Consider the following 3,181-nt stretch of genomic DNA (forward strand, 5'->3'; position numbering starts at 1 on the left):
CACCCGCTACGCCAAACGCGCTGCCTACTACCAGGCCGAGCTCACCATCGCAGCCATCGTGCTCTGGCTCCGATGACTTACAGGACAGCTCCTAGGCGCCCGGTGACGTCCATCCGCTTCCCCGACGGAGTCGGCGCCGACGGCGTCCTGGCGTGTCGGACGCCGGCATGGCGGCGTTCGCGGGGAATACGCGTGGACTGCGACGCCGGTACCCCTCTGCCACGGCGACTTCAGGGGTGGCGCGCTGCGCGTCGAGGTTGCGGATGGTGCGTACCAGCCGGGCGACATCGGCGTCCGAGGCGGTCGCCATGGACGGCATCGACTTCACGAACGCCGACATCGCGTCGTCGTCGTCCAGTTCCAGCCGCGCCGGCAGCATCACCCGCGCGCAGCTGAAGGCCCGGTTCGCCATGCCACATCCTCCACTCATCGGTCGACGAGCGCCCGGGTACCCATCGGCGTCCTCGGTGGAACGCGCCGGGGGACGTTTCACCTTGTGGTGTGCACCACGCTTCCGGCGGACGCTCGACAAGCCACCGGACGCGGAATAGTCGGCCACGTCCGGGTTCAAGTCCGCCGGGCCGTCCATCACCCTTTCGGGAATTGCCGCGTCGGCGTTTCGGCTGCAGGCCGGCGTCAGCGGACGGGCTTGCCACTGTTCACTGTGCATCACCGTGTCCGCGTCACCAATCACTCGACATCGTGAACCAAGGCGATTCCGCGAGGAGTTCGCGTACTCGATCAAGAACAATAGGCCGCCATCCGACTGAACTCCCGGATCGCACCGCGACCTGCACGAGTGGCATTCCGATCGAACCGGCGTTTCCCCGGAATCGGCTGTTAGTTTCGCTGAGGACGACGGGACTTCCCTCATGGAGGAAAGATGAAGCGGTTCACGGCAGTCCTTTCGAGCACGGTGGCGGTCGCTGCGCTGCTGGTGTCGGCCAGTCCCGCGGCCGTCGCCGCAACAGGCGAAGTCGTGGTCTTCACCACCGAAGTCGTCCCGCTGGACGTCCACGAAAACCCTCATGGCTGCTACCCGCTTCCCGAGGGAGCGCACGTGCTCGCCAATCGCACCGACCGGCCGGTGCACGTTTACGGAACGCCCGAATGCCTAGGAGTGCCCATCCTCACCGTGAAAACGAACTGGGGATCGCACGTCCCCCCGGCCGCGGCGAGCTTCCGCGTCTGATCGGCAGTCGTGCGCACACGTTCCGATCTGACCGAAAGGGTGCCCGTGTCCGTCGATCTCGTCGTGGTCGGGGTCGGGTACGTCGGCTTGCCGCTCGCGGTCGCCGCCGCCACCGCCGGCTTGTCGGTGGTGGGCTACGACACGTCTCCGGCGGTGCGGGAGCAGGTGGGACAGGGCCGCCCGCACGTGCCCGACGTCAGCGGCGCGCAGCTGCGGGCGTTGCGCGCGGACGGGTTCGCGGTGACCGGTGATCCGGCCGTGATCGCGCAGGCGGAGACAGTGGTCATCTGCGTGCCCACCGGCCTCGGGCCGGACGGCGGCCCGGACCTGTCGGCGGTGCGCGACGCGGCGGCCGCCGTGTCCGACCACCTGCGTCCGGGCACCTTGGTGGTCCTGGAGTCCACCAGCTTCCCCGGCACCACCGACGAGGTGGTGCGGCCCATCCTGGAGCGCCACGGTCTCGTGGCGGGGGAAGACTTCTCGCTCGCGTACTCGCCGGAACGGGTGGACCCCGGCAACCGGCGGTACGGCATCCGCAACACCCCCAAGGTCGTCGGCGGGCACACGCCGTTGTGCGCCAAGCAGTGCGTCGCGTTCTACAGCCGCTTCGTGGACACCGTGGTCGTGGCACGGGGTACCCGTGAAGCCGAGATGGCGAAGCTGCTGGAGAACACCTACCGGTACGTGAACATCGCGCTGGTCAACGAGATCACGATGTTCTGCGACCAGCTCGGCCTGGACATCTGGGACGTGCTGCACTGCGCGGGCACCAAACCGTTCGGGTTCGCTTCGTTCACGCCCGGCCCCGGGGTGGGCGGGCACTGCATCCCGGTGGACCCGCGCTACCTGCTGGACAAGGCGCGCCGCGCCGGGAGCCGGCTGGGCGTCGTCGAGGCGGCGCGCGAGGTGGACTCCGCCATGCCGTCCTACCTGGCGCGGCGGACGGCCCGGCTGCTCGCCCGGGCCGGCCGCGAGCTCGACGGCTCCACGGTGCTGCTCCTCGGCGTGGCGTACAAGGCCGGGGTGCCGGACACGCGCGAGTCGGCGACGCTGCGGGTCGCGGCCGAACTGACCGCGCTCGGCGCGCGCGTCCGCTACCACGACCCGGTGACCGGCCCCGTGCCCGAACTCGGGCCACCGGTGTCCGATCTGGACTCCGCCCTGCGCGACGCGGACGTGACCGTCCTGCTCGTCGGGCACGGCGGATACGACCTGAGCCGCCTGGCCAGGAACGCCCGGCTCCTGCTCGACATCACGGGTCGCGTACCTGGGGAGGAGGTCCACCGCCTGTAGTACCCCGCGGCCGCGGGTGGAGCCCCGGCCGCGGTCATGACACCGTCCGCATGCTGAAGGAGCACGCAGAAAATGACCACTGCTGTCAAGAACGAGCGCCTGGAACTCCGCTTCGACAAGTGGGACCGCAACGGCAACGGCCGCATCGAGCGGTCCGACCTGGAGGCGGAGGCCGACCGTATCCTCGAGGCGTTCGGCGAGTCGCCGTCCACCCCGCAGGGCCGCGCCCTGGTGGAGTCGTTCACCAGCACCTACGAGTACCTCGCCGAGCGGGCCGGGGTCGGCCGCGACGGCGCGCTGGACCGCCGTCAGTTCACCGAAGTCATCGAGGCGGAGGTGTTCAAGGGGGGCGACGCCGGGTTCGGGCGCGTGGTGCGGCCGATGATCCAGGCGATCCTCAACGTGTGCGACACCGACGGCGACGGCGAGATCAACCCCGCCGAGTTCGCCAAGTGGCTCGGGGCGGCCGGGGTGAGCCGGGCGAAGGCCGAGGAGTCGTTCCGCCTCATCGACACCAACGGCAACGGCTCGCTGACCGTGGACGAACTGGTCGCGGCGGTGAAGGCCTACCACTTCGGCACGCTGGACGTGCCGCTGCTCGGCTGAGGAGTTCACCCACGACGGACGGGCCCCGGAGGGATGCTCCGGGGCCCGTCCGTCGGGGGGGGGGTCCGCGCGCGGCGCCGGTGGGCCGGC

The 3,181-nt window shown here is 70.2% G+C and carries 4 protein-coding genes; 3 read left to right on the plus strand and 1 reads right to left on the minus strand.

What is annotated here, in order from left to right; genetic code table 11:
* Positions 1–91 precede the first annotated feature (91 nt).
* Positions 92–412 carry a hypothetical protein gene (locus tag AB0M83_RS48465; RefSeq protein WP_364529600.1) on the minus strand — a complete coding sequence of 107 codons (321 nt, stop codon included), beginning with the start codon at positions 410–412 and terminating at the stop codon, positions 92–94.
* Positions 413–883: 471 nt separating this feature from the next.
* Here AB0M83_RS48465 and AB0M83_RS48470 point away from each other — a divergent pair, with 471 nt between their 5' ends.
* The 3 genes from AB0M83_RS48470 to AB0M83_RS48480 all read left to right on the plus strand — a co-directional run bounded on the left by AB0M83_RS48470 (position 884) and on the right by AB0M83_RS48480 (position 3,091).
* A complete protein-coding gene (locus AB0M83_RS48470; RefSeq protein ID WP_364529603.1) occupies positions 884–1,192 on the plus strand; it encodes a hypothetical protein in 309 nt (102 codons plus the stop codon).
* Positions 1,193–1,237: 45 nt separating this feature from the next.
* Entirely contained in the window at positions 1,238–2,485 is a 1,248-nt protein-coding gene (locus tag AB0M83_RS48475; RefSeq protein WP_364529606.1) for a nucleotide sugar dehydrogenase, read from the plus strand.
* A gap of 72 nt (positions 2,486–2,557) precedes the next feature.
* On the plus strand, positions 2,558–3,091 hold the full coding sequence (locus tag AB0M83_RS48480; protein WP_364529609.1) for an EF-hand domain-containing protein: 534 nt from the start codon (positions 2,558–2,560) through the stop codon (positions 3,089–3,091).
* The last annotated feature ends 90 nt before the right edge of the window (positions 3,092–3,181 follow it).

The sequence above is a fragment of the Amycolatopsis sp. NPDC051106 genome, from assembly GCF_040682775.1.
Taxonomy (GTDB): Bacteria; Actinomycetota; Actinomycetes; order Mycobacteriales; family Pseudonocardiaceae; genus Amycolatopsis.

Bases quoted from the DNA above. Each gene is read 5' to 3' on its own strand.
- AB0M83_RS48465 (WP_364529600.1), bottom strand. From the start codon at position 412: ATGGCGAACCGGGCCTTCAGCTGCGCGCGGGTGATGCTGCCGGCGCGG.
- AB0M83_RS48470 (WP_364529603.1), top strand. From the start codon at position 884: ATGAAGCGGTTCACGGCAGTCCTTTCGAGCACGGTGGCGGTCGCTGCG.
- AB0M83_RS48480 (WP_364529609.1), top strand. From the start codon at position 2,558: ATGACCACTGCTGTCAAGAACGAGCGCCTGGAACTCCGCTTCGACAAG.